The sequence below is a fragment of the Terrabacter sp. Ter38 genome (assembly GCF_024519435.1).
Classification (GTDB): Bacteria; Actinomycetota; Actinomycetes; order Actinomycetales; family Dermatophilaceae; genus Terrabacter.
Window position 1 is genome coordinate 259,414 of sequence record NZ_JALJRZ010000003.1, and the last position, 25,914, is coordinate 285,327.

19 protein-coding genes, 1 tRNA gene and 1 pseudogene are annotated in these 25,914 nt (G+C 72.7%); 16 read left to right on the forward strand and 5 right to left on the reverse strand.

Annotated features, from left to right (window positions below):
• Window positions 1-41 precede the first annotated feature (41 nt).
• The gene (locus tag NR112_RS08585) at window positions 42-1,055 is read left to right on the forward strand and encodes a YafY family protein (protein WP_256793580.1); all 1,014 of its coding nucleotides are present in this window, start codon (window positions 42-44) and stop codon (window positions 1,053-1,055) included.
• A gap of 157 nt (window positions 1,056-1,212) precedes the next feature.
• Here NR112_RS08585 and ppc read toward each other — a convergent pair whose 3' ends face one another.
• A complete protein-coding gene (gene ppc, locus NR112_RS08590; protein WP_256793581.1) occupies window positions 1,213-4,050 on the reverse strand; it encodes a phosphoenolpyruvate carboxylase in 2,838 nt (945 codons plus the stop codon).
• A 196-nt stretch (window positions 4,051-4,246) separates the two neighbouring features.
• On the opposite strand from ppc, the gene rsmI reads away from it, so the two are divergent.
• Window positions 4,247-5,077 carry a 16S rRNA (cytidine(1402)-2'-O)-methyltransferase gene (gene rsmI / locus NR112_RS08595; protein ID WP_256793582.1) on the forward strand — a complete coding sequence of 277 codons (831 nt, stop codon included), beginning with the start codon at window positions 4,247-4,249 and terminating at the stop codon, window positions 5,075-5,077.
• Between the two features lie 131 nt (window positions 5,078-5,208).
• A complete protein-coding gene (locus tag NR112_RS08600) occupies window positions 5,209-5,634 on the forward strand; it encodes an OsmC family protein (RefSeq protein WP_256793583.1) in 426 nt (141 codons plus the stop codon).
• A gap of 100 nt (window positions 5,635-5,734) precedes the next feature.
• On the opposite strand, the gene NR112_RS08605 is transcribed toward NR112_RS08600, so the two are convergent.
• Window positions 5,735-6,166, reverse strand: coding sequence for an SRPBCC domain-containing protein (locus NR112_RS08605; RefSeq protein ID WP_256793584.1), 432 nt, complete (start codon window positions 6,164-6,166; stop codon window positions 5,735-5,737).
• Between the two features lie 134 nt (window positions 6,167-6,300).
• On the opposite strand from NR112_RS08605, the gene metG reads away from it, so the two are divergent.
• From metG to NR112_RS08645, 7 genes are all read left to right on the forward strand, one after another.
• Entirely contained in the window at window positions 6,301-8,217 is a 1,917-nt protein-coding gene (gene metG / locus NR112_RS08610) for a methionine--tRNA ligase (RefSeq protein WP_256793585.1), read from the forward strand.
• Window positions 8,214-9,095 carry a TatD family hydrolase gene (locus NR112_RS08615; RefSeq protein WP_256793586.1) on the forward strand — a complete coding sequence of 294 codons (882 nt, stop codon included), beginning with the start codon at window positions 8,214-8,216 and terminating at the stop codon, window positions 9,093-9,095. The genes metG and NR112_RS08615 overlap by 4 nt, the downstream gene beginning before the upstream one ends.
• Before the next feature lie 185 nt (window positions 9,096-9,280).
• Window positions 9,281-10,438, forward strand: a complete 1,158-nt coding sequence (locus NR112_RS22485) for a resuscitation-promoting factor (RefSeq protein ID WP_306216930.1) — start codon at window positions 9,281-9,283, stop codon at window positions 10,436-10,438.
• A 143-nt stretch (window positions 10,439-10,581) separates the two neighbouring features.
• Window positions 10,582-11,505 (forward strand): 16S rRNA (adenine(1518)-N(6)/adenine(1519)-N(6))-dimethyltransferase RsmA, encoded by a 924-nt coding sequence (rsmA, locus tag NR112_RS08630; RefSeq protein ID WP_256793588.1) that lies wholly within the window; start codon window positions 10,582-10,584, stop codon window positions 11,503-11,505.
• 30 nt (window positions 11,506-11,535) lie between these two features.
• A complete protein-coding gene (locus NR112_RS08635) occupies window positions 11,536-12,480 on the forward strand; it encodes a 4-(cytidine 5'-diphospho)-2-C-methyl-D-erythritol kinase (protein ID WP_256793589.1) in 945 nt (314 codons plus the stop codon).
• 119 nt (window positions 12,481-12,599) lie between these two features.
• Window positions 12,600-14,471 carry an ABC-F family ATP-binding cassette domain-containing protein gene (locus NR112_RS08640; protein WP_256793590.1) on the forward strand — a complete coding sequence of 624 codons (1,872 nt, stop codon included), beginning with the start codon at window positions 12,600-12,602 and terminating at the stop codon, window positions 14,469-14,471.
• Between the two features lie 63 nt (window positions 14,472-14,534).
• The gene (locus tag NR112_RS08645) at window positions 14,535-14,897 is read left to right on the forward strand and encodes a VOC family protein (protein ID WP_256793591.1); all 363 of its coding nucleotides are present in this window, start codon (window positions 14,535-14,537) and stop codon (window positions 14,895-14,897) included.
• A 13-nt stretch (window positions 14,898-14,910) separates the two neighbouring features.
• Here the strand turns inward: NR112_RS08645 and NR112_RS08650 are convergent, their stop codons facing one another.
• Window positions 14,911-15,444 carry a MarR family winged helix-turn-helix transcriptional regulator gene (locus NR112_RS08650; RefSeq protein ID WP_028785714.1) on the reverse strand — a complete coding sequence of 178 codons (534 nt, stop codon included), beginning with the start codon at window positions 15,442-15,444 and terminating at the stop codon, window positions 14,911-14,913.
• Window positions 15,445-15,499: 55 nt separating this feature from the next.
• Here NR112_RS08650 and NR112_RS08655 point away from each other — a divergent pair, with 55 nt between their 5' ends.
• The gene (locus NR112_RS08655; RefSeq protein WP_256793592.1) at window positions 15,500-16,390 is read left to right on the forward strand and encodes a methyltransferase domain-containing protein; all 891 of its coding nucleotides are present in this window, start codon (window positions 15,500-15,502) and stop codon (window positions 16,388-16,390) included.
• 12 nt (window positions 16,391-16,402) lie between these two features.
• On the opposite strand, the pseudogene NR112_RS08660 reads toward NR112_RS08655, so the two are convergent.
• Window positions 16,403-16,960 (reverse strand): annotated as a pseudogene (locus NR112_RS08660) (cryptochrome/photolyase family protein); the annotation flags it as partial.
• Between the two features lie 579 nt (window positions 16,961-17,539).
• Here NR112_RS08660 and NR112_RS08665 point away from each other — a divergent pair.
• Complete coding sequence (locus NR112_RS08665; RefSeq protein ID WP_256793593.1) at window positions 17,540-19,375, forward strand: sigma-70 family RNA polymerase sigma factor; 1,836 nt, start codon at window positions 17,540-17,542, stop codon at window positions 19,373-19,375.
• Between the two features lie 22 nt (window positions 19,376-19,397).
• Here NR112_RS08665 and NR112_RS08670 read toward each other — a convergent pair whose 3' ends face one another.
• Entirely contained in the window at window positions 19,398-20,003 is a 606-nt protein-coding gene (locus NR112_RS08670; protein WP_256793883.1) for a TetR/AcrR family transcriptional regulator, read from the reverse strand.
• Window positions 20,004-20,398: 395 nt separating this feature from the next.
• On the opposite strand from NR112_RS08670, the gene NR112_RS08675 reads away from it, so the two are divergent.
• The 4 genes from NR112_RS08675 (at window position 20,399) to NR112_RS08690 (ending at window position 25,884) form a co-directional block, all read left to right on the forward strand.
• Entirely contained in the window at window positions 20,399-22,882 is a 2,484-nt protein-coding gene (locus NR112_RS08675) for a sigma-70 family RNA polymerase sigma factor (RefSeq protein ID WP_256793594.1), read from the forward strand.
• 53 nt (window positions 22,883-22,935) lie between these two features.
• A tRNA-Gln gene (locus NR112_RS08680) sits at window positions 22,936-23,014 on the forward strand.
• Between the two features lie 384 nt (window positions 23,015-23,398).
• Window positions 23,399-24,907, forward strand: coding sequence for a bifunctional UDP-N-acetylglucosamine diphosphorylase/glucosamine-1-phosphate N-acetyltransferase GlmU (glmU, locus tag NR112_RS08685; protein WP_256793595.1), 1,509 nt, complete (start codon window positions 23,399-23,401; stop codon window positions 24,905-24,907).
• Window positions 24,904-25,884 carry a ribose-phosphate diphosphokinase gene (locus tag NR112_RS08690; protein ID WP_256793596.1) on the forward strand — a complete coding sequence of 327 codons (981 nt, stop codon included), beginning with the start codon at window positions 24,904-24,906 and terminating at the stop codon, window positions 25,882-25,884. The genes glmU and NR112_RS08690 overlap by 4 nt, the downstream gene beginning before the upstream one ends.
• Window positions 25,885-25,914: the final 30 nt, after the last annotated feature.

Here is a 25,914-nt window from a genome sequence, read left to right on the forward strand (position 1 = left end):
ATAGGACAGTTTCTGTCCGCAGAGGCTGGCATGCTCGAGCCATGTCCACGACGTCCGACAGCGGCTCCGGCACGACGGCCCGGGTCCTGCGCCTGCTCGACCTGCTCCAGAGCCGCCCCGTCTGGAGCGGCACCGAGCTCGCCGACCGCCTGGACGTCACGACCCGGAGCGTGCGCCGCGACGTCGAGCGGCTGCGCGACCTCGGCTACCCCGTCAACGCCGCCCACGGAGCCGGTGGCGGCTACCAGCTCGGCGCCGGGCGACGCCTGCCACCGCTGCTGCTCGACGACACCGAGGCGGTCGCCGTCGCCGTCTGCCTCCGGCTCGCAGCCGGTGGCACGGTCGAGGGGCTCGGGGAGGCGGCGGTGCGCACGCTCGCCAAGCTCGACCAGGTGCTGCCGGGGAGGCTCCGCGCGCAGGTCGAGGCCATCCACGAGGCGACGGTGACGCTCGACGGTGGCGCCGCGCCCGTCGACGCCGCCACCCTCCTGCTGCTGGCGCGCGCCTGCCGCGAGACGGAGCGGGTCACCTTCGCGTATGCCGGCCCGCGCGGGTCCGGGGAACGCCGCGTCGAGCCCTACCGCCTCGTGGCCACCGGTCGCCGCTGGTACCTGCTCGCGTACGACCTCGACCGTGAGGACTGGCGCACCTTCCGGCTCGACCGCATGGCCGATGCGACGACCCGTGGCTGGCGCTTCCGGCCGCGCGACGACGCGCCCGACGCCGCCGAGCACGTGCAGCGGGCGATCAGCCGCGACGCGTACGACCACGTCGCCCGAGTGCGGATCGAGGCGCCGAAGTCGTCGGTGGACCGCCAGGTCCCGCCATCGGTCGGCACCGTCACGGCCGACGGCCCCGACCACTGCATCTTCGAGGCCGGCGGCAACCACCTCGGCGCGATGGCGATGCATCTCGGCGCGCTGCCGTGGGAGATGACCGTGCTCGACCCGCCGGAGCTGCGCGAGGTGATGCGCGAGCAGGCGACCCGAATGCTCCGCGCCGCCGTCGACCCCGCGAGCGCCACCGCCAGCCTCACCGCCACCGACACCGACTGACCCCGGCCGGAAACCCACGCCGCGGCAACTGCGCCAGGGCTGGCTTCGGGGGGTTGTCCGGGCCCGGTTCGCGGCGCCGGCTGCGCCGCGGCGGACGTGGCGCGGTCGAGACGCCTACGGCAAACGGCATACGGCATACGGCATACGGCTGACGGCCTCAGCCGGTGTTGCGCAGCCCCGCGGCGATGCCGTTGATCGTCAGGAGCAGTGCGCGCTGCACGTCGGCGTCCGGCTCGACGTCGTCGGGCACCGCACGTGAGCGCGCGAGCAGGGAGGTCTGCAGCGCGTGCAACGGGGCGAGGTAGCTGTCGCGCAGGTCGAGCGTGCGCCGCAGCACGGGAGCCGCCTCGAGCAGCTCCTTCTGACCGGTGACCCGCAGCACCTCCTCGACGGTCCGCGCGTGCTCCTCGCGGATCGTGTCGAAGACCCCGGCGACGTCGTCGGGCACGAGGGCCCGCACGTACCCGGCGGCGATGTCGAGGTCCGACTTCGCCAGGGTCATCTGGACGTTGGACAGGAAGGTGCGGAAGAAGGCCCATGAGCCGTACATCTCGCGCAGCGTCTTCTCGCGGCCGTCCTCGCGAGCCGCGGCAAGACCGGAGCCGACGCCGAACCAGCCGGGCAGGATGATCCGCGACTGGGTCCAGCCGAAGACCCACGGGATGGCGCGGAGGTCCTCGAGTCCACCCTCGCCGCCGGGCCTCTTGGACGGCCGCGAGCCGATGTTCATCTTGCCCAGCTCGTCGACCGGCGTCGCCGACACGAAGAAGGGCACGAGCCCGGGGTCCCGCACGAGGGAGCGGTAGGCGTCCTGGCCGCGCCCGGCGACGAGGTCCATCGTGCCGTTCCAGCCGTCGAGGACGTCCCGGGGGAGCAGCGACCTCCGGTGCAGGACCGAGGCCTCGAGCACCGCGGCCAGGGCGACCTCGAGGTTGAAGCGCGCGAGGCCGGGCAGCGTGTACTTGTCGCTGATGACCTCGCCCTGCTCGGTGATCTTGATCGGCCCGTCGAGGCTGCCGTAGGGCTGGGAGAGGATCGCCTCACCCGTCGGGCCGCCACCGCGACCCACCGAGCCGCCGCGGCCGTGGAAGAGCCGCAGGACGACCCCGTGCTGCCGGGCGACGTCGCGCAGCGCGCGCTGGGCCCGGTGGATCTGCCACTGCGAGGCGGCGATCCCGGCGTCCTTCGACGAGTCGGAGTAGCCGAGCATGATCTCCTGCACGTCGCCGCGGGCTGCGACGACGCGGCGGTACGACGGATCGGACAGCAGCGCCTCGAGCAGAGGCCCGGCGGCCTCGAGCTCGGCGACGGTCTCGAAGAGCGGCGCGAAGCCGATGCGCGCGGTGGCCGGGGTCGAGTCGGTGCCCGTGTCGACGAGCCCCGCCTCACGGGCCAGGACGACGACCGCGAAGAGGTCGTCGACGTCGTGGGTCATCGACACGATGTAGGTCTCGATCGCCTCGGGGCCGTAGGTGTCGAGCGCTCGCCCGATCGCCGCCATGAGCGACAGGGACGCCTGCGCGGCCTCGCCGACGTCGTGGACGCCGACACCGGTGAGCGGACGGCGCGAAGCCATCTCGCGGGCCAGCACCTCGATGCGTGCCGCGTGGTCGAGCTGGGCGTAGGGGGTGTCGAGGCCGCCGATGCGGTCGTAGAGGTCGGCGAGCGCGGCGTGGTGCTTCGCGCTGTGCTCGCGCACGTCGAGCGTCGCGAGGCCGGTGCCGGTGGCGACCACCGCGCGGATGAGGCGCAGGATCGCACCGTCCGCGGTCAGCGTGTCACCGGCCGCGAGCATCGAGTCGCGCATGAGGACGAGGTCGTCCAGCAGCTCGTCGAACCCCGCGTAGTCGCGGCCGGGCTCGTGTGGGGTCCCGTGGGTGAGGCGGTCGCGCGTGCGCAGCAGCCGGACGCGCACGAAGCTGAGCTTGAGGCGGTAGGGCTCCTCCGCGTTGAGCCGGCACACCGCGGCATACGTCACCGGCAGCGCCTCCGCGTCGCGCTCGAGGCTCTCGCGCAGGGCCTCTGTCACCTCGACGAAGCGGGTCGACGACGACAGCTCGTGGAGCATGTGGTCGAGCTTCTCGACGAGCTCGGCGAGGCCGGCGTCGTGCTGCATGCCGATGACCGCGAGAGTCACCTCGGGCGTGACGTTGGGGTTGCCGTCCCGGTCGCCGCCGGCCCACGCACCGAAGCGCAGCGGCCGGGCCGATGGTGGCAGCTCGACGCCGATGCCGGCGAGCGTCCGGTCGAGCTCGGCGAGCAGGTCGGGCACCACCTGGTCGGCGAGGAAGCGCAGCGTGTGCATGGCCGTGCGGGCCTCGTCGGTCGGCTCGGGCCGGACGATCCGCAGCTCGTCCGTCTGCCACATCATGTCGACGAGCTCGGCCAGCCGGCGCTCGGCACGCGGTCCGTCGGACACCGGACGGCGCGGGTCCTCGAGCTCGTCGACGGTCACGGCGATCCGCCGGAGCAGATTGAGGACGGTGCGTCGCGTCGCCTCGGTGGGGTGCGCGGTGAAGACCGGGCGGTACTCCAGCCGGGCCAGGATCGACTCGAGCTCGTCGCGACCCAGGGTCCCGGCCTCGAGAGCGGCGCCGATGCGGCCGACCGTCGCTTCCAGGGGGGTCTGCTCGACCGCGCTCAGCTCCTGCCAGCGGTGCAGCTGCTCGGTGACGTTGACGAGCTGGAAGTAGGCCGTGAAGGCCCGGGCCAGCACGACGGCGGTCGGGGCGTCGACGCCCTCGAGGAGCGCGCGCAGCTCGTCGTCCTCCGGCTCGCGGGCCAGCCCGCGCACCTTCTCGACGAGCGCGAGCAGGGCAGCGCCCTCGTGGCGTTCGAGGGCCTCGCCGAGCAGCGCGCCCAGCTGGCGCACGGACGCGCGGAGGGCCGCGTGCTGCTGCGCCGACGAGACGCCGGAGGCGAACGTCGCGGCGTTCGGCTCGCGCCGGTCGGCCTCGAGGAGCTGCTCGGTCGTGGCGGGGCCCTGGCTCGTCATGGGTCTGTCGTACCGCGTCGAGGTTTCGTCGGCGTTTCGAGTCCACGATGGGGACCATCCCGTGGACACCGAAGTCCACCACGTGGACGGTTGTCGGGGTCATCAGCGGTAGGGGGCCTCGACGAGCCGCCACCAGGCCGGTTGTCGTGACGCACCGTCGCGACGGGGCACGTCGGTGCCCTGCGAGGATGACGGCATGACCACCGGCACCCTCGTCCTCGCGGCCACCCCGATCGGCGACCCACGGGACGCGGCACCTCGACTGGGGCAGGAGCTCGCCACCGCCGACGTCGTCGCGGCCGAGGACACCCGCCGCCTGCGTCGCCTGCTCGCCGAGCTCGCCGTCACCCCGACCGGGTCGGTCGTCAGCTACCACGAGCACAACGAGGCCGCCCGCACGCCCGACCTCGTCGCCCGGCTCGTGGCCGGCGGGCGCGTCGTCGTGGTCACCGACGCCGGTATGCCGTCCGTCTCCGACCCCGGCTACCGCCTCGTCGCCGCTGCGGTCGAGGCGGGCGTACGCGTGACGTGCGTCCCCGGTCCGAGCGCGGTCCTCATGGCGCTGGCCGTCTCGGGCCTCCCGGTCGACCGCTTCTGCTTCGACGGCTTCCTCCCGCGCAAGCCGGGCGAGAAGGCGAAGGTCCTCGCCGACGTGGCCGACGAGCGGCGCACCATCGTCTTCTTCGAGGCGCCGCACCGGCTCTCGGAGACGCTCGCCGCGATGCGCGACGCCTTCGGCCCGGACCGCCGGGCCGCCGTGTGCCGCGAGCTGACGAAGACCTACGAGGAGGTCCGACGCGGCACGCTCGACGAGCTCGTCGAGTGGGCCGAGGGCGGCGTCAAGGGCGAGATCACCGTCGTCGTGGCCGGTGCCGAGCGCGTGGTGCCGTCCCTCGAGGAGGCCGTGGCCGGCATCCGCACGCGGGTCGACGCGGGGGAGCGGCTCAAGGACGTCGCCGCCGACGTCGCGTCGCGGACGGGACTGTCCAAGAAGGCGCTCTACGACGCGTCGCTCGCCGCTCGCTGAGCGCCCCGCCGGGCCGTCTCGACAGGCGAACCCCTTGCCTCCCGGGGAACAGCGGGCAAGGCTGCTCTCGTTCCCTCTTCGGAGGCCGGCGACCGTCCGGCCGAGTCGACTGCACAGCGAAGGAGCAAGGCATGGGCACCACTCGCACCGCCAGCACGCACTGGGAGGGCTCGCTCTTCGAGGGCTCCGGCCAGGTCAGCCTCGAGAGCTCGGGCATCGGCACCTACGACGTCAACTGGCCCTCGCGGGCGGAGTCGTCGAACGGCAAGACGAGCCCCGAGGAGCTCATCGCCGCCGCGCACTCCTCGTGCTACTCGATGGCGCTGTCGAACGGCCTCGCCAAGGCCGGCACGCCTCCGACGACACTCGACACGACGGCGAACGTCACGTTCGTCCCGGGCACGGGCATCACGGAGATCGCCCTGAGCGTCGTCGCCGACGTGCCCGGCATCTCGGCCGAGGACTTCCAGGCCGCGGCCGAGGACGCCAAGGCCAACTGCCCCGTGAGCCAGGCGCTCAAGGCCGTGCCCATCTCCCTCGAGGCTCGCCTCGGCTGAGCCGCACCGCTGCGGTCCTGCACGCGACCGGCGCCGACCCGTCCAGGGTCGGCGCCGATTCCGTGGTGGGCCGAGGTCGCTCGTGACGGCGCGCGGAACGTCAGCCCGACTCGACCGTCGACTTCAGCGACTCGAGCATGCCCTGCCAGCTCTGCGAGAACTGGTCGGCCTGCTCCTGCGAGTCGTTGCCGTCCTGCTCGAGGGCCAGCGTGGTGTGGCCGTCCCGCGTCGGGGTCAGCGTGTAGGTGACGGTGTGGTAGTTCTCGGGCCGGTCCTCCTGGCCCATGAGCGGGCTGTAGTGCGTCATCGAGAGACGGCGGCCCTCCTCGACCTCGAGCACCTCGCCCTTGTCCTCGTAGGGCTTGCCCTCCATCTCGCCCTGCCAGGTGATGGGGCTGCCGACCTGCCAGTCGGTGGAGAGGGTGGTGCCGGCCATCCACTCCTTCACCTGCTCCGGCTGCGTCAGGGCGCCCCAGACGGCACGCTGCGACGCGTCGACGATGACCTCTGCCTGTGCGATGTGTCCAGTCATGTCTCTGTCGTACCCCCAGGAGGACGTCCGGCGCTAGAAGGAAACCGACAGCCTGTCCGGGCCGGACCCGGCGTCGCGGCCCGGCGGCATACTCGTGCGCGGTGGCGCCCCCGCCCCGCCTAGGATTGCTCGCCATGAGCCATGTCCTGTCTGCCGTCGCCTGGCCGTACACCAACGGCCCGCGCCACATCGGCCACGTGGCCGGTTTCGGCGTGCCCTCCGACGTCTTCAGCAGGTACATGCGGATGGCCGGGCACGAGGTCCTCATGGTCTCGGGCACCGACGAGCACGGCACCCCGATCCTCGTCCTCGCCGAGGAGGAGGGCCTGGAGCCCCAGCAGCTCGTCGACAAGTACAACTCCGTCATCGCCCAGGACCTCGCCGACCTCGGCCTGTCCTACGACCTCTTCACCCGCACCACGACGCGCAACCACTACGCCGTCGTGCAGGAGATGTTCCGCCAGGTCCACGCCAACGGCTACATGATCGAGCAGACCACGCGCGGCGCCATCAGCCCCTCGACGGGCCGCACGCTGCCCGACCGCTACATCGAGGGCACGTGCCCCATCTGCGCCTTCCCCGAGGCCCGGGGCGACCAGTGCGACAACTGCGGCAACCAGCTCGACGCCGACGAGCTGATCAACCCGCGCAGCAAGATCAACGGCGAGACGCCCGAGTTCATCGAGACGCAGCACTTCTTCCTCGACCTGCCCGCCCTCGCCGGCGCGCTCGGCGAGTGGCTCGCGGGCCGTGAGGCGTCGGGCACGTGGCGCCCCAACGTCATCAAGTTCTCCGAGAACCTCCTCAAGGACGTCCGACCGCGCGCGATGACCCGTGACATCGACTGGGGCATCCCGGTGCCGCTCGAGGGCTGGGAGGACAACCCGAGCAAGCGCCTCTACGTCTGGTTCGACGCGGTCATCGGCTACCTCTCCGCCTCCATCGAGTGGGCCCGCCGGGTCGGTGAACCGGAGCGCTGGCGCGAGTGGTGGAACGACCCGTCGGCCGTGTCCTACTACTTCCAGGGCAAGGACAACATCACCTTCCACAGCCAGATCTGGCCGGCCGAGCTGCTCGGCTACGCCGGCAAGGGTGACAAGGGCGGCGAGCCGGGGGAGTACGGCGTGCTCAACCTGCCCACCGAGGTCGTGGCCTCCGAGTTCCTCACCCTCGAGGGCAAGCAGTTCTCGACGAGCCGCAAGCACGTCATCTACGTCCAGGACATCGTCGCGCGCTACGGCCCCGACCCGATCCGGTACTTCATCTGCGCCGCCGGTCCCGAGAACCAGGACGCCGACTTCTCCTGGGCTGAGTTCGTCCAGCGCAACAACAGCGAGCTCGTCGCGGGCTGGGGCAACCTCGTCAACCGCACGGCCGCGATGATCGCCAAGAGCTTCGGCGAGATCCCGAGGGCGTATGCCGTCGAGCCCGTCGACGAGGACCTGCTGGCCGCCGTGCGGGGTGCGTTCGCGACCGTCGGTGCCTCCCTCGAGCGACACCGGCAGAAGGCCGCCCTCGCCGAGGTCATGCGGGTCGTCGGTGAGGCCAACGCGTACGTCTCCAAGACCGAGCCGTTCAAGCTCAAGGGTGACGACGAGCGCGAGCGTCTCTCCACGGTGCTGCACACGCTGGCCCAGGCCGTCTCAGATATCAATACGCTCATCTCACCCTTCCTGCCCCACGCGGCGAACCGCGTCCACGCCGTCCTCGGCGGCGAGGGCGAGTTCATGCCGATGCCTCGTCTGGAGGTCGTCGCCGACCTCGACGACGACCTCCGGAGCTATCCGGTCATCACCGGCGAGTACTCCGCCACACCCCGGTGGGAGTCGCGTCCGGTCGTCGTCGGGACGCCCGTCGCCAAGCCGTCCGGCGTCTTCGTCAAGCTCGACGCCGAGCAGGTCGTCGAGGACGAGCGGGCCCGCCTCGGCGACAGCGCACCGGGGGGCACGCGGCACCACACCGACCCGCTCGCCGCGCCGAGGATGAGGGCGCCGAAGGGCGGCGGTCGGGGCGCCGGGAGCGCCGCCGGCGCCGAGGCACCGACCGCATGACCCCGCACGCGTCGGGGCAGCGGGGCCTGCCGGAGACGGCGCCGGACCCGCTGCCCATCGACGTCGTCGACAACCACGTCCACCTCGACATCACGCGCGAGGGCGACGAGCCGTTCGACGTCGCCGACGCGATCAAGGCCGCCCGAGCCGTCGGTGTCACCCGTCTCGTCCAGGTCGGGTGCGACCTCGAGGGGATCCGCTTCACCATGGACGCGATCGATGCCCATGACGAGCTGGTCGGCGGAATCGCCTTGCACCCCAACGAGGTTCCACGCCTCGCGGCGGACGGTCGGCTCGAGGAGGCGTACGCCGAGGTGGAGCGCTGCGCGGCCCACGATCGCATCCGCGTCATCGGTGAGACCGGTCTCGACTACTTCCGCACCGGCCCCGAGGGGGTACCGGTGCAGCAGGACGGCTTCCGCTGGCACATCGACCTCGCCAAGCGGCTCGGCAAGGCCCTCCAGATCCACGACCGCGACGCGCATGCCGACGTGCTCCGGATCCTCGAGGAGGAGGGGGCTCCGGAGCACACGGTGCTGCACTGCTTCTCCGGCGACCTGACGATGGCGCGCGAGTGCGTCGACCGGGGCTACTACCTCAGCTTCGCGGGCACCGTGACGTTCAAGAACGCGCGCGGCCTGCGCGACGCGCTGACCGCGATCCCGCTCGACCGCATTCTCGTCGAGACCGATGCGCCCTACCTCGCTCCGGCCCCGCACCGCGGTGCCACGAACGCCTCGTTCCTCGTGCCCGTGACGGTCCGGGCGATGGCCGCGGTGCTCAACATCGACGTCCCCGCGCTGTGTCGTGCGGTCTCGGAGAACAGCGAGCGGGTGTACGGCCCGTGGGGTGCGGAGCGAACCGGACAATCCGCCTAGCGCACCGCAGAGCGTCGCGTCCACCGACACTGGTCTCCGTTACCGAAATTTGACCTTTCCGTGGTCTGTCGGTCACTGTGGACGACTGTTGGCCGGTTGCCACCCCGCATCGACCTCCTTCCGACGACGTGAGGAGGACGGATCGAGAGCGCGTTGCACCCGGGTCGTTCGACGTTCGGAGTGTTTTGATTTCTCGCAACGCCAAGATCCTGGCCGCCGCTGGCGCGGCCGTCGTCCTCACCGGTGGCGCCGTCGGCGCGACCCAGCTCGACAAGGCCGTCAACCTCTCCGTGGACGGCACGGCCAGCTCGGCCCACGTCTTCGGCAGCACGGTCGGCGACGTCCTCGACAACCAGGGGATCGCGGTCAAGCCGGGCGACGTCGTCGTCCCTGCCGCAGACGCCCCCATCAACGACGGCGACACGATCACCGTCAAGTACGCCCGCTTGCTGACCCTCACGGTCGACGGCAAGACGCGTCAGCTGCGCACGACCGAGACGACGGTCGACGGAGCGCTCCTCGCGCTCGGCCTCCGCGGTGAGGGTGCCCGTCTGTCGGTCTCGCGTTCGCAGACCATCGGTCGCCAGGGCCTCACCGTCAGCATCGTCACCCCGAAGGCCGTCACGGTCGTGGTCGACGGCAAGACGACGAAGAAGACCATCGCCGCGGCGACCGTCGGTGAGGCACTGACGCAGCTCGGCGTCCGCGTCGGCAAGACCGACAAGGTCAACCCGCCGGTCACGACCCGCCTCACCTCGGGTGTCAAGATCGCCGTCCAGCGCGTGCAGACCAAGGACAAGAAGGTCAACGAGTCCATCGCCTTCGGCACGACGAAGAAGAAGACGAGCGACCTCTACGTCGACCAGGCCAAGGCCTCGCGTGCCGGTGTCGCCGGCGTGCGCACCGTCACCGTCCGCACCACCGTCGTCGACGGCAAGGTCGTCTCGACCAAGGCGATCTCCTCGAAGGTCACCAAGGCCCCCGTCGACCGCATCGTGCTCGTCGGCACGAAGGCCCGGCCGGTCGCTGCCCCGAGCCCGAAGAGCACCCGGAGCACCAGCACCACCACCCGCAGCACGGGTGGTTCGAGCTCGGGTGCGGGGATCAACCTGGCCCGCGCGGCCATGTGGGACGGCATCGCCCAGTGCGAGTCCACCGGCAACTGGCACATCAACACCGGCAACGGCTACTACGGCGGCCTCCAGTTCCTCACCTCCACGTGGCTCGGCTACGGCGGTGGCGACTTCGCCTCCCGCGCTGACCTCGCCTCCCGCGAGCAGCAGATCACCGTGGCGAACCGCGTCTACGCCGACAACGGCACGTCGCAGTGGAGCTGTGGCTGAGCCACCCTCCCCACGTCCGCACGAGGCCCCCGACCGTCACGGTCGGGGGCCTCGTCCGTTCGCCGACGGGCGCGCGAGCCGGCGCGATCTCGTCATCCGCCCGGCGGCATACGCCAGCGGGCACGGCCCCATAGGGTGAGAGCATGAGCAAGAAGGACGCGCCGGCCGTCGACGATGCCGCGCTCCTCGGGCCGGCACAGGTGCGTGAGCTCGCCGAGCGTCTCGATGTGCGGCCGACGAAGCAGTGGGGCCAGAACTTCGTCGTCGACGCCAACACGGTGCGCAAGATCGTCCGGGTGGCCGGCGTCGGACCGCACGACGTCGTCGTCGAGGTCGGCCCCGGGCTCGGCTCGCTCACCCTCGCACTACTCCCTGCCGTCAAGCACGTGACGGCCGTCGAGGTCGACCCGCGGCTCGCGGGCGCGCTCGAGGAGACGGTCCGCTCGCTCCAGCCGGACAACGCCGACAAGCTCCGCCTCGTCGCGGCCGATGCCCTGACGATCACGAAGCTCCCCGGCCCCGATCCCACCGCGCTCGTCGCCAACCTGCCCTACAACATCTCGGTCCCCGTCGTGCTCTCCTTCCTCCAGCACTTCCCGACGATCGAGCGTGTCCTCGTCATGGTGCAGCTCGAGGTCGCCGAGCGGCTCGCGGCCAAGCCGGGCAGCAAGATCTACGGCGTCCCGAGCCTCAAGGCCGCGTGGTACGCCGACGTCGAGCTGGCCGGGCGGGTCGGGCGCAACGTCTTCTGGCCCGCGCCGAACGTCGACTCGGGCCTGGTCGCGCTGCGCCGGCGCAAGCCGCCGAAGACGACCGCGAGCCGCGAGGACGTCTTCCGCTGCATCGACGCGGCGTTCCTCCAGCGACGCAAGTCCCTGCGTGGGGCGCTGGCGTCGTGGGCGGGGTCGGCAGACGCTGCCGAGCAGGCGCTCGTCACAGCCGGGGTCGACCCCCGCACCCGCGGTGAGCAGCTCGACATCCTGACCTTCGCGCGCATTGCGGAGGCCCGGCCCCAGGGCGTGGGTCCCGCCGAACCGCGCGCACGCCGTGGGGGCCGTACGTCCTGACGCCGGCGGATCGGCCCATAGGGTGGGCGCATGACTGTCGCTCCGACCCTGCCCGGCGCCGTGACCGTGCGGGTCCCGGCCAAGGTCAACCTCGAGCTGCGCGTCGGTCCCCGGCGTCCTGACGGCTTCCACGCGCTCGCAACCGTGTACCAGGCGGTCTCTCTGCACGACGAGGTCTCCGTCGCGCGCTGGGCCGAGTGGCAGGTCGTCGCTGCGGGGGCGTATGCCGACCGCATCCCCACCGACGGTGACAACCTCGCCGTCCGCGCTGCCCGTCTCGTCGCCGACCGGTGGGACGTCGACGAGCGCCTCTCGATCCGCATCGACAAGGACATCCCGGTCGCGGGCGGCATGGCCGGCGGTTCCGCCGACGCCGCGGCGGCCCTCGTGGCATGCGACCAGCTGTGGGGCCTCGGTCTCGACCGCGACGAGCTGGCCGAGCTCGCGGCCACCCTCGGCAGCGACGTGCCGTTCATCCTCTCGGGCGGCAACGCCATGGGCTCGGGCCGCGGCGAGCAGCTCGCGCCGGTACTGGCGCGCGGCACCTTCCACTGGGTGTTCGCCATCAGCGACACCGGCCTGTCGACCCCGGAGGTGTATGCCGAGTGTGACCGCCTGCGCCAGCGTGACGGCGTCGACGTGCCCGAGCCGCAGGTCAGCTCCGAGCTCATGGCCGCCCTGCGCTCGGGTGACCCGGCCCTGCTCGGCGCGGCCCTGCACAACGACCTGGAGCCGGCCGCCTTCTCGCTCCGGCCCCAGCTGCGAGAGCTGCGTGACGCGGGCGTCGAGTTCGGCGCGCTCGGCGGCATCGTCTCGGGCTCGGGCCCGACCGTCGCCTTCCTCACCGAGAGCCACGAGGCCTCGCTCGACCTGTCGGTGTCGCTCGCGGCCTCTGACCTCTGCCGCGACCTGCGACGCGCCAAGGGCCCGGTCCACGGAGCCCACGTCGTCGCCACCCCCCGCCACGTCGAGTGAGCCCCCCACGCCTTCCCACCGAACGCGGCGTTCGATGGGAAAGTGCGGGTAGAGCACTGAGTCCGCCACCGAACGCCGCGTTCGGCGGGAGGGGCCGGAGCACATAGGGTCAGTCAGCGATGGCAAACCTGATCTCCCTCGAGCGCGTGTCGCTCGTCTTCGGCACGTCCCACGTCCTCGACGACGTCAGCCTCGGCATCCTCACGGGCGACCGTATCGGCGTCGTCGGCGTCAACGGCGGCGGCAAGTCGACGCTGCTGCGCGTCATGGCCGGCCTGCAGGAGGCCGACTCGGGCCGCATCACCAAGCAGGGCGGCGCCTACGGCATCCGCATCGGCATGCTCGCCCAGGAGGACGCGCTCGACCCCGAGTGGACGATCCGCGAGGCGGTGCTCGGCGACCTTCCCGAGCACGTCTGGGCCGGCGACCCCCGCATCCGCGACGTCCTGACGGGGCTGCTCGGCGGCATCGAGGCGCAGAACGTCGGCGGCCTCGACAGCCGGGTCGGCCCGAAGTCCGGTGGTGAGCGGCGCCGCCTCGCGCTGGCGCGCCTGCTGGTCTCGGACCCCGAGCTGCTCCTGCTCGACGAGCCGACCAACCACCTCGACGTCGAGGGCGTCGCTTGGCTCGCGGACCACCTCGCGACGAAACGGCCCCGACCCGGCAACGCGACCGTCGCGATCACCCACGACCGGTGGTTCCTCGATGCCTACGCGACGAACACGTGGGAGGTCGAGGGTGGCAAGGTCAGCGCCTTCGAGGGCGGGTATGCCGCGTACGTCCTCGCCAAGGCCGAGCGCGACCGTCTCGCCGGGGTCGTCGCCGACCGCCGCTCCAACCTCATGCGCAAGGAGCTCGCGTGGCTGCGCCGCGGGGCGCCCGCGCGCACGAGCAAACCGAAGTTCCGCATCGACGCGGCCAATGCGCTCATCGCGGACGAGCCGGCACCACGCAACAGCGTCGAGCTCGCGTCGTTCGCGAGCCGACGCCTCGGCAAGGACGTGCTCGACCTCGAGGACGCCACGGTGTCCGTGGGCGAGCCGCCCCTCGAGCGCCGCCTCCTCGACCACGTGACGTGGCGGCTCGCGCCGGGCGAGCGCATCGGCATCGTCGGGGTCAACGGCGCCGGCAAGTCGACCCTCCTGCGCGCGCTGACGGGCGAGGTCCCGCTCGACGCCGGTCGTCGCAAGATCGGCAAGACCGTCGCCATCGCCCACCTCACGCAGGAGGTGCGCGAGCTCGAGCGCTTCGAGCAGTGGCGCGTCATCGAGGCCATCGAGGACGTCAAGCAGTGGACGACCCTTGGCGACAAGGAGATCAGCGCCAGCCAGCTCGCGACTCGTCTCGGCTTCCCGGGCGGTCGCCAGCAGTCGCGGGTCGGCGACCTCAGCGGTGGCGAGCGACGCCGGCTCCAGCTGACCCGCCTGCTGCTCACCGAGCCCAACGTGCTCATCCTCGACGAGCCGACCAACGACCTCGACATCGAGACGCTGACCTCGCTCGAGGACGTCCTCGACGGCTGGGCCGGCACCCTCGTCGTCGTCTCGCACGACCGCTACCTCCTCGAGCGGGTGGCCGACAAGCAGCTGGCCCTGCTCGGGGACGGCAAGGTGCGCGAGCTGCCGGGCGGTGTCGAGGAGTACCTCCGGTTGCGCACGGCGGACATCGCGGCCCAGGTCGCGCGCGCGGCCGCTCCCTCCGTCCCGAGCGGTGGCGCGGCTGCCGCGTCGAGCTCGGCGGCCGGCATTCCTCCTCAGGCGGCGGTGACCGCGAGCCCGGCCGAGGTGCGTGAGGCGCGCAAGTCGATGGCGCGCATCGAGAAGCAGCTCTCGCGGTTGCAGGACCGTGAGGAGCGCCTGCACGGCGACATGGCCGAAAAGGCCACGGATCCCGCGGCCCTCGCCGACCTCAACGCCAAGCTGCAGGCCGTCGTCATCGAGCGCGAGGAGCTCGAGCTCGAGTGGCTCGAGGCCGCCGAGATCGTCGGCTGAGCCTCTCGAGCCCGCGCCCGCAGGGCTCTTGAAAGTATCTTGATGTCAAGATACTTTGGAGGCATGGAAATGTCCCTGCACCACGTCCAGGTGTCCGGTCCGTCCGGGTGTGAAGCCGCCGTGCGCGACTTCTACGTCGGCGTCCTCGGAATGACCGAGGTCGACAAGCCAGAGCGACTCCGGGCCCGCGGCGGAGCGTGGTTCCGGGCCGGCTCCGCCGAGGTCCACGTCGGCATCGAGGAGGGCTTCGTCCCGGCCCGCAAGGCCCACCCCGGCATCGCGGTCGGTGACGTCGACGCTCTCGCGCGCGCCGTCGAGCAGGCGGGTGCGCCGGTGACGTGGGACGAGAACATCCCGGGCCTGCGCCGCTTCCACACCGCCGACCCCGTCGGCAACCGGCTGGAGTTCCAGCAGGCTCAGGAGTGATCGGGTGACGACCTCAGCCGTGCGAGTCGCGACGCGTCTCGCGCCTCTCGAGCGGGGCCAGCATCCGCCGCAGCAGCCCGGCCAGCTGGGTCCGGTCGGTCGCCGACAGCTCCGAGAGCAACGACTTCTCCTGCTCGATGAGGTCGGCCATCGCCGAGTCGACGACGTCGCGACCCGCCGGGGTCAGGCGGACGAGCACGCCGCGCCGGTCACCCGGGTCGGGACGCCGCTCGACGAAGCCGCTGCGCTCGAGTCGGTCGACGCGGTTCGTCATCGTCCCCGAGGTGACGAGAGTCTGCTGCACGAGCTGGCCGGGCGACAGCTCGTAGGGTTCGCCCGCCCGGCGCAGCGCCGACAGCACGTCGAAGGCCCATCCGTCGAGCAGGTGCTCGGAGAACGCCGACCCGCGGGCGAGGTCGAGCCGGCGCGCGAGCCGCGACACCCGCGAGAGCACCTCGAGCGGCGACACGTCGAGGTCGGGGCGCTCCCGGCGCCAGGCCGCGACGATCTCGTCGACGTCGTCGGCTGGCCTGCGGTCGGCGCTCATGTTCCCAACTGTAGTCGCCGTCAAGACTCTTGACATCGAAAGAAAGCGAGACGACATGACCGAGCCCACGACCCCACCTGAAGCCGATGGAGTCGAGGTCGCCCCCGACCGTCCGGTCGCCCCAGGCGCTCCTGCCCGCTCCGCCGACTCCGCCTGGGACCCGCGGCAGTATGCCGTCTTCGCCGGCCACCGCGGCCGGCCCTTCGCCGACCTGCTGGCGCGCGTCGACGCCGACGACCCCACGCTCGTCGTCGACCTCGGCTGCGGCCCCGGCGACCTGACGCTCGGGCTCGCCCAGCGCTGGCCCAGCGCACGGATCATCGGCGTCGACAGCTCTCCCGAGATGCTCGAGCGCGCCCGGGCCCTCGACACCGACGACCGCGTCGAGTGGGTCGAGGCGAGCGCCGAGGACTGGGACCCGACCGAGTCCGGCGCCCCGGTCGACGTCCTCGTCACGAACGCCACGCTCCAGTGGGTCCCGAGCCACCTGCGCCTCATCCCCTCGTGGCTCGAGAGCCTCGCGCCCGGAGGCACGTTCGCCATGCAGGTCCCCGCGAACTTCGACGCGCCGTCGCACCGCCTCATGCGCGAGGTCGCGGCGCGCCACCCCCGCGCCGACGACCTGCGCCCGGGACTCGACCGGGCCCAGGCCGTGGCCCGCCCGGAGACGTATGCCGCCCTCCTGCTCGACCGCACTGCTGACGTCGACGTGTGGCAGACGACCTATCAGCACGTCCTCGGCGGCGAGGCCGGCGGCCCGCACCCGGTGCTCGAGTGGGTGCGCGGCACGGGCCTGCGGCCGGTGCTCGGCGTTCTCGACGGTGACGAGCGAGACGCCTTCGTCACGGACTATGAGCGCGAGCTCGAGACGGCATACCCGCGTCGTGCGTTCGGCGTGCTCTTCCCCTTCACGCGCACGTTCGCCGTGGCCCGCGCCGCGCGCTGACGCGGTCACCTCTCTGGGCGCTGCGTCGCCGCGCGGCTCGTAGGGCGCCGGCACGTCGAGCCGCTCGGCTCCCTGGGGCGGCGGCTCGCGGTTGTCCTCGTCGGACGACGACCGACAGCCGACGGGCCGGTCGCCCTCGACGAGCAGGTCGAGCCGCTGCCGCTGGAAGCGGTAGAAGTCCTCCATCCGCAGCCGCCGCCGCCCGTCGGGCCACCGGGCGAAGTCCTCGCGCGACAGGCTGTAGCCCGGCGTCGGGTCGACGGACTCGACGATGCCCGACGCGAGCAGGCGGCGCACAAGGCGCTCGGCGGCATACGACGTCGGCTCGTGGACCCGCACCGGCTCGCCCAGCTCGCGCAGCGCGTCGGTGTACGTGTCGCTGCGCAGGAGCGTCGCTGAGTCTCCGAGCTCGGCGGCCCGGTGGCGCAGCGCCGAGAGCACGAGGTGGAGCTTCTGACGGTGGAACGGTCGCCGTCCCAGTGCCCGACGGCTCTCGACGAGCAGGACGCCGCCGCGACCCACGTCGAAGTGCGGGCCGAGCTGGTCGGCGAAGAGCCAGCGCCTCGTCATCGGGTCGGCGGCATCGTCAGGGGCACGCCCTCATCATGGTCGAGCCCGGCGACAGCCGGGCCGCTCAGAGGGAGGGCGTGGAGTCGTGAGGTAAACCGCCGGTCTCGTCGGGTTAAGGCCCGGGTCTCGACGACGCCAGCCGTCTCGCTCGGGCAGAAAGTCTGGGTCAATTTCTGGCATTTCGACCCATTTCGGGAAAGCGTGTCATGAAATGGGTCCCGGCACGTCATACAGATGACGGCACCGAAGGGGTCTCCCGCTTGGTCAGGGGAGGGAGTGGCCCCTACGGGTTTGTCTTCGGTGGTGCCGCCAGGTTTCGTCCTTCCGCGTGGTTTCGTGGAGGGGATCATCCGGAAGGACGAAACCTGCCCACCGCGCCTCGACGCAGCCCCCGACGAGGGCGCCGAGGCAGGGCCCGATCCGGACTGTTTCGTCCTGATCTCGCACACGCCCGCGTTCCGACTCGACGCCCGCCCCGCCGCTTGGCAGACTGACCCGCACCGGGGCAGGAGAAGGGCGAGAGGGTTGTCGGCAGACGCGACCTTGTGGTCGAGCGAGGCATGGGCCTCGGCCCCTGACGTGTCCCTCCTCGCCCGGACCCGCGAAGGCTCCGCCGAGGCGTTCGGCGAGCTGTGGCGTCGCCACCTGCCGGCTGCGTATGCCGTCGCCGGACGTCACCGGGGCCGCTCGGCCCCGGAGGACATCGTCGCGGAGGCTGCCGCGCGCGTCCTCGCGCTGATCCGCGCGGGCAAGGGGCCCGACGAGCACTTCCGGGCCTACTTCCTCTCGGCCGTGCGGTCCGTCGCCATCGACCAGGGCCGCCGCGACCTGCGGGTCGTGCCGACCGAAGCCGACGACCTCGAGGTCCTCGCCGACCCGACCGACGACCCCTTCGAGGGGCTCGCCACCGACGACGACGGCCTCGCCCTCGTCCGGGAGGCCTTCGCCGGGCTGCCCGAGCGCGACCAGCGCGTGCTGTGGCACACCACGGTCGAGGGCGCCGCGCCGCGCGCCGTCGCGCCGGCCCTCGGCATGACCGCCAACGCCGTCAGCGTTCGGGCCATGCGGGCCCGGGAGTCGCTCCGGGCGCTCTACCTCGACGCCCGGGCCGAGCGCGGCCTCGCCGCGGCCGACACCGACGAATGCCACTGGACCGTGAGCCACCTCGGGGCGCTCGTCCGGGGGCGCCTGCCCAAGCGGCAGACCGAACGTGCCGAGGCACACGTCGCCGAGTGCCCCCACGCCGCCGCCATCGCCGCCGACCTGCGGGTCATCCACGAGGGCTTCCCGGCGCTCATCGTCCCGCTCGCGCTGCTGGCGGGCCTCGGCACGCCGGGCTTCGTCAGTGTCCCGGCCGTCGTCGGTCTCTCCGGCGGGGCCGGAGCGGCCGGCTTCGCCGGGTTCGCCGGCGTCGCGGGTGGGGGGGCCCAGGGTGCGGATGCCGCGGGTCAGCCTGTGCCGTCGCCCTCCTCCTCCTCATCTGCCGGTTCCGGGACCTCGGTCGAGGTCCTGGCCCAGGCTGCGAGTCGGGTCACCGGGCTCGTCGCGGGGCTCGCGGTGACCGCGGGCGTCGCCGGCGCGCTGGCCCTGCCCGGCGCCTCCCTGGCAGCGCCGTCGGCGGCCGCGACGGTTCCGACCGCCTCCTCGCCGGCGGCAGGGGCTGCCGCCGGTCCGGGCGGCGCCCCGGCCCCCGGCGGACGGACCGCCTCGGGTGCCTCCGGTGCCGTCGCCACACCCGTCCAGAGCTCGACCGGCCCGGCCGGCACGAGCGCCGCGGCCGTCCCCTCGACGTCGGGTCGGCCGACACCGTCCGCCGGCACGGACGGCGACGGTGCCGCCACGCCCTCGACCGCATCCGGCACCCCGGTGCCTCCGGGCGCGCCCCGGGCCGACAGCGGTGGCGCCGATCCGGCGCCCCCGCCGGCCCCCGCACCCGCGGCGAGCGACACCCCCGGACGACCGACGGCCACTGCGCCCGCGACGCCGCCGGCCCCGGCGCCCGCGACGCCGCCGACGCGGCCGCCGGCTCCCAGCCCGACGCCCCCGGCGCCGACCACGACGCCGACCACGACGCCGACCACGACGCCCCCGGCACCCCAGCCGGGTGGCGTCGCGCCCACCATCACGGTCCGCCTCGTGTCCGGACGCGACCCGGCACGGATCTCCGTGCGCGTGCGCTCCCGGGTCGAGGGCTCGATGACGGTGCGCATCAGCGACGCGTCCGGCGCCGGGACGCTCTCGGTGCGCAACTCCAGCTGGACGTGCACGCAGACGAGCACGTCGGCGGTGCGGTGCACCGGCGAGCGGGGGCAGGCGCTGCTCGAGCAGTCCGGCACCGGAGGCGCCCAGGCCGTCGTCGTTCGCGTCACCGACGCCGCCGGCGACACGTGGACGGAGACCGTCCGCCCCACCTGAACCCCTCACACGAGGGGGGTGTTCAGCGGTGGGGGACGGTGACGAGCCGCGGGGTGCGGTCCAGCCCCGAGAGACCGTTCCAGGCGAGGTTGACGAGGTGCGCTGCGACCTGGTCCTTCTTGAACTTGCGTCGATCGAGCCACCACTGCCCGGTCAGAGCCACCATTCCGACGAGCATCTGCGCGTGGATCGGTGCCGACCTGGGGTCGAGGCCGCGCTGCTTGAACTCGGCGGCGAGCAGGTGCTCGACCTGGACCGCGACGTCACCGAGGACGCTCGCGAACGACCCGGTCGACTGGCCCGGCGGCGAGTCCCGCACGAGGATCCGGAAGCCCGACGGGTCGCTCTCGATGTAGTCGAGCAGGGCGAGGGTGGCCCGCTCGAGCAGGACCCGCGCCCCTTCCGGCTCCTCGAGCGCCGTGCTGATGCCGCCCATCAGCGCCTGGATCTCACGGTCCACGACGACGGCGTAGAGGCCTTCCTTGCCGCCGAAGTGCTCGTAGACGACCGGCTTGGAGACGCTCGCCTTGGCCGCGACCTCCTCGACCGTCGTCGCCTCGAAACCCTTGTCGGCGAAGAGCTTGCGACCGACGGCGATGAGCTGCTCACGGCGTTCCGGGCCGGTCATCCGGGCGCGAGGGCGGGAGCGGTCGGCGCGGTCTGAACGGTCGGCGGTCACGCCGCCATTGTGCCTGTCCCGGTCCCGTCGGCCGCGACGGATGAGGCCGGACCCGACTTTCTTGCCGAATCCCGTCATGAAACGCCCCCCCGACACGTCTATGTCATTGGTAGGGAGGAGGCGGTTCGCGCCGGGCGCCGTGTGGGGACACGGTTCGGCCGAGACCGCCGGTGAGGTCGATCTCGACGCGAAGGGGCGGGCGCGGATCGACCTCACCGTCATGCCCGACGACACTTCGGCAAAGACCCCCACGGGGCGGCCGTCGTGGAGCACACTGGTGAGGCACATCCGGCGAAAGGTGCCGCAGAGTGTCAGCACACACGATGGGACCACGGTCCGACACCATGACCGCCGCACCCGCGACGGCTGGGGTCGAGGAGTCCGATGTCGTGCTGCTCGCGCGGGCGCGCTCGGGCGACGAGGAGGCCTTTGCAGCGCTCTGGCGCCGCCACCTGCCAGCCGCCCACGCCGCCGCCACGCCGTATCGCGGCCGCGTGTCCGCCGAGGACCTCGTGGCCGAGGCCTCTGCCCGTCTCTTCCATCTCCTGAGCGAGGGGAGGGGACCGTCGTCGAACTTCCGCGCGTACTTCCTGTCGACCGTCCGCACCGTCGGCGTCGACGCGATCCGTCGTGAGATGAGCGTGGTCCCGACGTCGACGACGGACCTCGACCTGCTGCCCGGCCCTGACGAAGGACTGTCGGCCCTCAGCGCCCAGGGTGTCGACACGGACCTGGTCCGAGAGGCTTTTCTCCGGTTGAGCGAGGGAGATCGACGGCTGCTCTGGCAGACGATGGTCGAGGGCCATCCGCCGCGGGTGGTCGCTCCCGAGCTCGGTGTCTCGGCCAACGCGGCCAGTGCACGCGCGAAGCGCGCTCGTGACGAGCTCCGGGACCGCTATCTCGACTCCTGGGTGCGGCGCCGGGTGCCGGTCTGCGACGCGCGCGACTGTCGCTGGACCCTCGACCATCTCAGCGGCCACGTCCGAGGCCGACTGACGGAGCGGCAGCGAGCGCGCGTCGAAGCGCACCTGGACTGCTGTCCTCGCGAGGCGGGACTCGCCGTGGAGCTGCAGCGCGTCTACGACGGGTTCGGTGCACTGACCGGTCCTCTCCTCCTCGCCGCCGGAGCGACGATGCTCGCCGGGCTGCCCCCGGGGACTTTCGCTGCTCTGGTCGGGTCGAGCGCGGCGGGTGCGACCACGGGTGCGACCACGGGTGCGACCACGGGTGCGACCACGGGTGCGACCACGGGTGCGACCACGGGTGCGACCACGGGTGTGACGGCGGGTGCCGGTGCTGCGGGTGGAACGGCCGGCGCGGGTGCCGCGGGCACGACTGCCGTCGCCTCGGTCGGCGCCGGGTCCACGGTCGGAGGCACGGTTGCAGGCAGCGCCGGTCTCGGCGGCACGCTGACCGCGAGCGGTGCCGGGGCGACGGCATCCGGCGCGGCGGCCGCAGGAGCGGGAATCACCACGGGGGCGACCTCCGTGTCGGCCGCCACCGCGGCCGGTACGGCCGCCGCCGGTACGGCCACGTGCGCGGGTGCGGGCGGCGCAGTCCTCACGGTGCCGGCTGCGGCCGGCATGGCCGGGACCACCGCCCTCATGTCCAGCGCGGCCATCGTCACTCCCGTCGCCGCGTTGACGGGCGGTTCGATCCTGGCCGGGACGGCGATCGGCCCACCCCTCGCCACCGCGATGGCCGGCCTTGTCGTGGGGCTCGGCCTCTCGGTTGCACCGGCGGCAGCGCACGACCTTGGTACGACGGCGACGACGTCGGTCGCCGCCTCGGTCGACGGCGCCACACCTGTGCTCAGCCCCGGGTCGGTGGCCGGGGCGGCCGCCGGCACGACCCCGGTCGACGTGCTCCACCTCGCCCTCCTCCCTGCCCCCGCCGACCCCGCGCCGACCGACCCCGCGCCCGCGGCCCCTGCGCCGTCCGACGCGACGCCCGTCGACCCCGCGCCTGCACCCCCGGCGCCTCCGGACCCAGCACCTGCTGCTCCGGCACCCGTCGACCCCGCGCCGTCCTACTCGACGCCGGCCGACCCGACGCCTGCCCCGTCGGCGCCGGCCGACCCGGCGCCCGCGGATCCGGCGCCTGCCGACGCGACGCCGGCCGACCCGGCGCCGGCCGACCCGGCGCCTGTGGCTCCGTCAGATGCGACGCCTGTCGACCCCACGCCGGTCGACCCGACGCCGGCCGACCCGACGCCGGTCGACCCGACGCCGGCCGATCCGACGCCGGTCGACCCGACGCCGGCCGATCCGACGCCGGCCGATCCGACGCCGGCCGACCCGACGCCGGCCGATCCGACGCCGGTCGACCCGACGCCGGCCGACCCGACGCCGGCCGCTCCGACGCCGGTCGACCCGACGCCGGCCGATCCGACGCCGGCCGATCCGACGCCGGCCGATCCGACGCCGGCCGATCCGACGCCCGCGGATCCGGCGCCTGTGGCTCCGTCAGACGCGACGCCTGTCGACCCGACGCCGGCCGATCCAGCACCTGCCGACTCGGCTCCGTCCGACCCGGCGCCGACGGATCCCGTTCCGGCTGAAGGTGATTCGGGATCCTCGACGGTTGACCCTGTCTCCGCGCCCGGTGGCGCAGATCCGGCGGACCCCGCGGCGACGAGCGCGGCGTCCAGCCCGGCGACCGAGAACGGCCAGCTGCGTTCCGCCAGTCCAGGAGCCGACCAACCGGCAGATCCGCCGACCGAGCCGACATCCGTCGTCGCCGCCCCGGTCCAGGGCTCCCACGGTCCTGCCGCCGGTGATGCGACGCCGGAGACACCGCCCGGCGACGCGCCCCCGGCAGGTGCATGAGTCCGCGACGGAGCGACCCGGGGTCTGCACTACCCTGTCCACGTCCACGACGATCCCCGGTTGGTCTGCCGGCAGGGCCCGCCTGACTTTGAATCAGGACAAGCGACGCAGGTTCGACTCCTGCCCGGGGAGCAGGGGCCGCTGACGGCCCTCGGACGAGCGGCGTCGCCCGACATGCGGTGGGGGTCCGCGGTCGAGCGACGCCTTGGCCGCTCGGCAGGGAGTTGGTGCCAGAGCCAGCCCCGGGTCCGCCAACTTAGGGGGGGACTGGCGGGCCCGTCCTCCCATGGTCGCACGATTGGCGGAGATGGGCGCTCAGCACGCGACCGCGCCGTGTGCCACACGGCATACGCCACCGCGCGGAAGGGGCGATGTGAGGGGGGTCACGGCACGCCCGTGGCTGGGCCGGCACCCTCGCTCCCCACGAGTAGCATGGCCGAGGCGCACCCCGGCGCCCGCGTGGGCCGGGGTCGTACGCACCCGAGTGCACCCCGATCCAAAAAGGAGCTGCGCCCTGTGAGCGATCTACGGCCGACCGCCGTGATCGTCCTCGCCGCCGGTGAGGGCACACGCATGAAGTCCGCGACCCCCAAGGTCCTCCACACGATCGGAGGCCGCAGTCTCGTGGCCCACGCGATCCGGGCGGCCCGGGGTACGAGCCCGCACCACCTCGCCGTCGTCGTGCGCCACGAGCGCGACCGCGTGGCCGAGCACGTGGCACAGGTCGACCCGGAGGCGGTCGTCGCCGACCAGGACGAGGTCAAGGGGACGGGGCGCGCCGTTGAGTGCGCGCTCGAGGCGCTGCCCGGCGACCTCGCCGGCACCGTCGTCGTCACCTACGGCGACGTGCCGCTGCTGACCAGCGCCACGCTCGAGGGACTCGTCGCGGCGCACCACGCGTCCGGCAGTGCCGTCACCGTCATCACGGCGACGCTCGAGGACCCCACGGGCTACGGGCGGGTCATCCGTGACGCGGAGGGCTCGGTCGTCGCAATCGTCGAGCAGAAGGACGCCGACGAGGAGCAGCGCGCCATCCGCGAGGTCAACAGCGGCCTGTACGCGTTCGACGCGGCGGTCCTGCGCGAAGCCCTCTCGGAGGTGGGCACCGACAACGCGCAGGGCGAGAAGTACCTCACCGACGTCATCGCCATCGCCCGCGGGCGCGGTCTCGGGGTGCGCGCTCACCTCGTCGCCGACCTCTGGCAGACGGAAGGCGTGAACGACAAGGTGCAGCTGGCCCGTCTCGGTGCCGAGCTCAACCGCCGCACCGTCGAGCAGGCCATGCGCGACGGCGCGATCGTCATCGACCCGGCGACGACGTGGCTCGACGCCGACGTGACGATCGGGCCCGACACGGTCGTGCGCCCCGGCACGCAGATCCTCGGCGCCAGCACGATCGGCCGCGACTGCGTCATCGGCCCCGACACGACGCTGACCGACGTCGAGGTCGGTGACGGTGCGAGCGTCGTGCGGACCCAGGCCGAGCTCGCCGAGATCGGGCCCGGCGCCACCGTCGGGCCCTTCTCCTTCCTGCGCCCGGGCACACGACTCGGGGCGAAGGGCAAGATCGGCGGCTTCGTCGAGACGAAGAACGCCGACATCGGAGCGGGCGCCAAGGTGCCGCACCTGACCTACTGCGGCGACGCGACGATCGGCGAGGGCGCCAACATCGGCGCGGGCACGATCTTCGCCAACTACGACGGCGTCACGAAGGGCCACACGAACGTCGGGGCGCACAGCTTCGTGGGCAGCAACTCGGTCATCGTCGCGCCCCGGACGATCGCCGACGGCGCCTACGTCGCCGCGGGATCGGCCGTCGTCGGCGACGTCGACCCGGGACAGCTGGCCGTGACCCGCGCGCAGCAGCGCAACGTCGACGGCTGGGTGGCCCGGCGCCGGGCCGGCACGAAGACCGACGAGGCAGCCCGCGCCGCGCAGGAGCGGTCCACCGCGGCACAGACCCCCGAGCGGGCCCCCGAGCAGATCCCCGAGCAGACCTCCGAGACGAAGGACGCCCAGCGATGAGCGGCATCAACAAGACGACCGAGAAGCACCTCATGGTCTTCTCCGGCCGGGCCCATCCGCAGCTCGCGCAGGAGGTCGCCGCCGCGCTCGGCACCGACCTCGTACCGACGTCGGCCTACGACTTCGCCAACGGCGAGATCTACGTCCGCTACGAGGAGTCCGTCCGCGGCTCCGACGCCTTCGTCATCCAGAGCCACACCGCTCCGATCAACGAGTGGATCATGGAGCAGCTCATCATGATCGACGCGCTGAAGCGGGCCTCCGCCAAGCGCATCACTGTCGTCCTGCCCTTCTACGGCTACGCCCGCCAGGACAAGAAGCACCGTGGCCGGGAGCCGATCTCGGCCCGCCTCATGGCCGACCTGTTCAAGACGGCCGGTGCCGACCGGCTCATGGCGATCGACCTCCACACCGCGCAGATCCAGGGCTTCTTCGACGGCCCGGTCGACCACCTCATGGCGATGCCGATCCTGGCCGGCTACGTCGGCAGGAAGTACGGCCACCTCGACCTCGCCGTCGTCTCGCCCGACGCCGGGCGCATCAAGGTCGCCGAGGACTGGAGCTCGCGCCTCGGTGGCGCTCCGCTCGCCTTCATCCACAAGACCCGCGACATCAACCGGCCCAACGAGGTCGTCGCCAACCGCGTCGTCGGTGAGATCAAGGGCCGCGTCTGCGTGCTCGTCGACGACATGATCGACACGGCCGGCACCATCACCAAGGCCGCCGATGCGCTCATGGACCAGGGTGCCGCCGGGGTCATCATCGCCGCGACGCACGCGATCCTCTCGGGGCCGGCCGTCGACCGCCTCAAGGCCTGCAAGGTCGAGGAGGTCATCGTGACGAACACGCTCCCGATCCCCGACGACCGCCGCTTCGACAAGCTCGAGGTCCTCTCGATCGCGCCGCTCGTCTCGATGGCGATCCGGGAGGTCTTCGAGGACGGCTCGGTGACGAGCCTCTTCGACGGCAAGGCCTGAAGGGCCACCACACGACGAGGGCGTATGCCG

What these genes read in the sequence shown, in the direction of transcription:
- NR112_RS08645 (WP_256793591.1), top strand. Translation starts at nt 14,535, where the DNA reads ATGGAAATGTCCCTGCACCACGTCCAGGTGTCCGGTCCGTCCGGGTGT.
- NR112_RS08585 (WP_256793580.1), top strand. Translation starts at nt 42, where the DNA reads ATGTCCACGACGTCCGACAGCGGCTCCGGCACGACGGCCCGGGTCCTG.
- NR112_RS08690 (WP_256793596.1), top strand. Translation starts at nt 24,904, where the DNA reads ATGAGCGGCATCAACAAGACGACCGAGAAGCACCTCATGGTCTTCTCC.
- rsmA (WP_256793588.1), top strand. Translation starts at nt 10,582, where the DNA reads ATGAGCAAGAAGGACGCGCCGGCCGTCGACGATGCCGCGCTCCTCGGG.
- NR112_RS08670 (WP_256793883.1), bottom strand. Translation starts at nt 20,003, where the DNA reads ATGACCGGCCCGGAACGCCGTGAGCAGCTCATCGCCGTCGGTCGCAAG.
- NR112_RS08640 (WP_256793590.1), top strand. Translation starts at nt 12,600, where the DNA reads ATGGCAAACCTGATCTCCCTCGAGCGCGTGTCGCTCGTCTTCGGCACG.
- NR112_RS08600 (WP_256793583.1), top strand. Translation starts at nt 5,209, where the DNA reads ATGGGCACCACTCGCACCGCCAGCACGCACTGGGAGGGCTCGCTCTTC.
- NR112_RS08605 (WP_256793584.1), bottom strand. Translation starts at nt 6,166, where the DNA reads ATGACTGGACACATCGCACAGGCAGAGGTCATCGTCGACGCGTCGCAG.
- NR112_RS08675 (WP_256793594.1), top strand. Translation starts at nt 20,399, where the DNA reads ATGACCGCCGCACCCGCGACGGCTGGGGTCGAGGAGTCCGATGTCGTG.
- NR112_RS08650 (WP_028785714.1), bottom strand. Translation starts at nt 15,444, where the DNA reads ATGAGCGCCGACCGCAGGCCAGCCGACGACGTCGACGAGATCGTCGCG.
- NR112_RS08635 (WP_256793589.1), top strand. Translation starts at nt 11,536, where the DNA reads ATGACTGTCGCTCCGACCCTGCCCGGCGCCGTGACCGTGCGGGTCCCG.
- metG (WP_256793585.1), top strand. Translation starts at nt 6,301, where the DNA reads ATGAGCCATGTCCTGTCTGCCGTCGCCTGGCCGTACACCAACGGCCCG.
- ppc (WP_256793581.1), bottom strand. Translation starts at nt 4,050, where the DNA reads ATGACGAGCCAGGGCCCCGCCACGACCGAGCAGCTCCTCGAGGCCGAC.
- NR112_RS08655 (WP_256793592.1), top strand. Translation starts at nt 15,500, where the DNA reads ATGACCGAGCCCACGACCCCACCTGAAGCCGATGGAGTCGAGGTCGCC.
- NR112_RS08615 (WP_256793586.1), top strand. Translation starts at nt 8,214, where the DNA reads ATGACCCCGCACGCGTCGGGGCAGCGGGGCCTGCCGGAGACGGCGCCG.
- rsmI (WP_256793582.1), top strand. Translation starts at nt 4,247, where the DNA reads ATGACCACCGGCACCCTCGTCCTCGCGGCCACCCCGATCGGCGACCCA.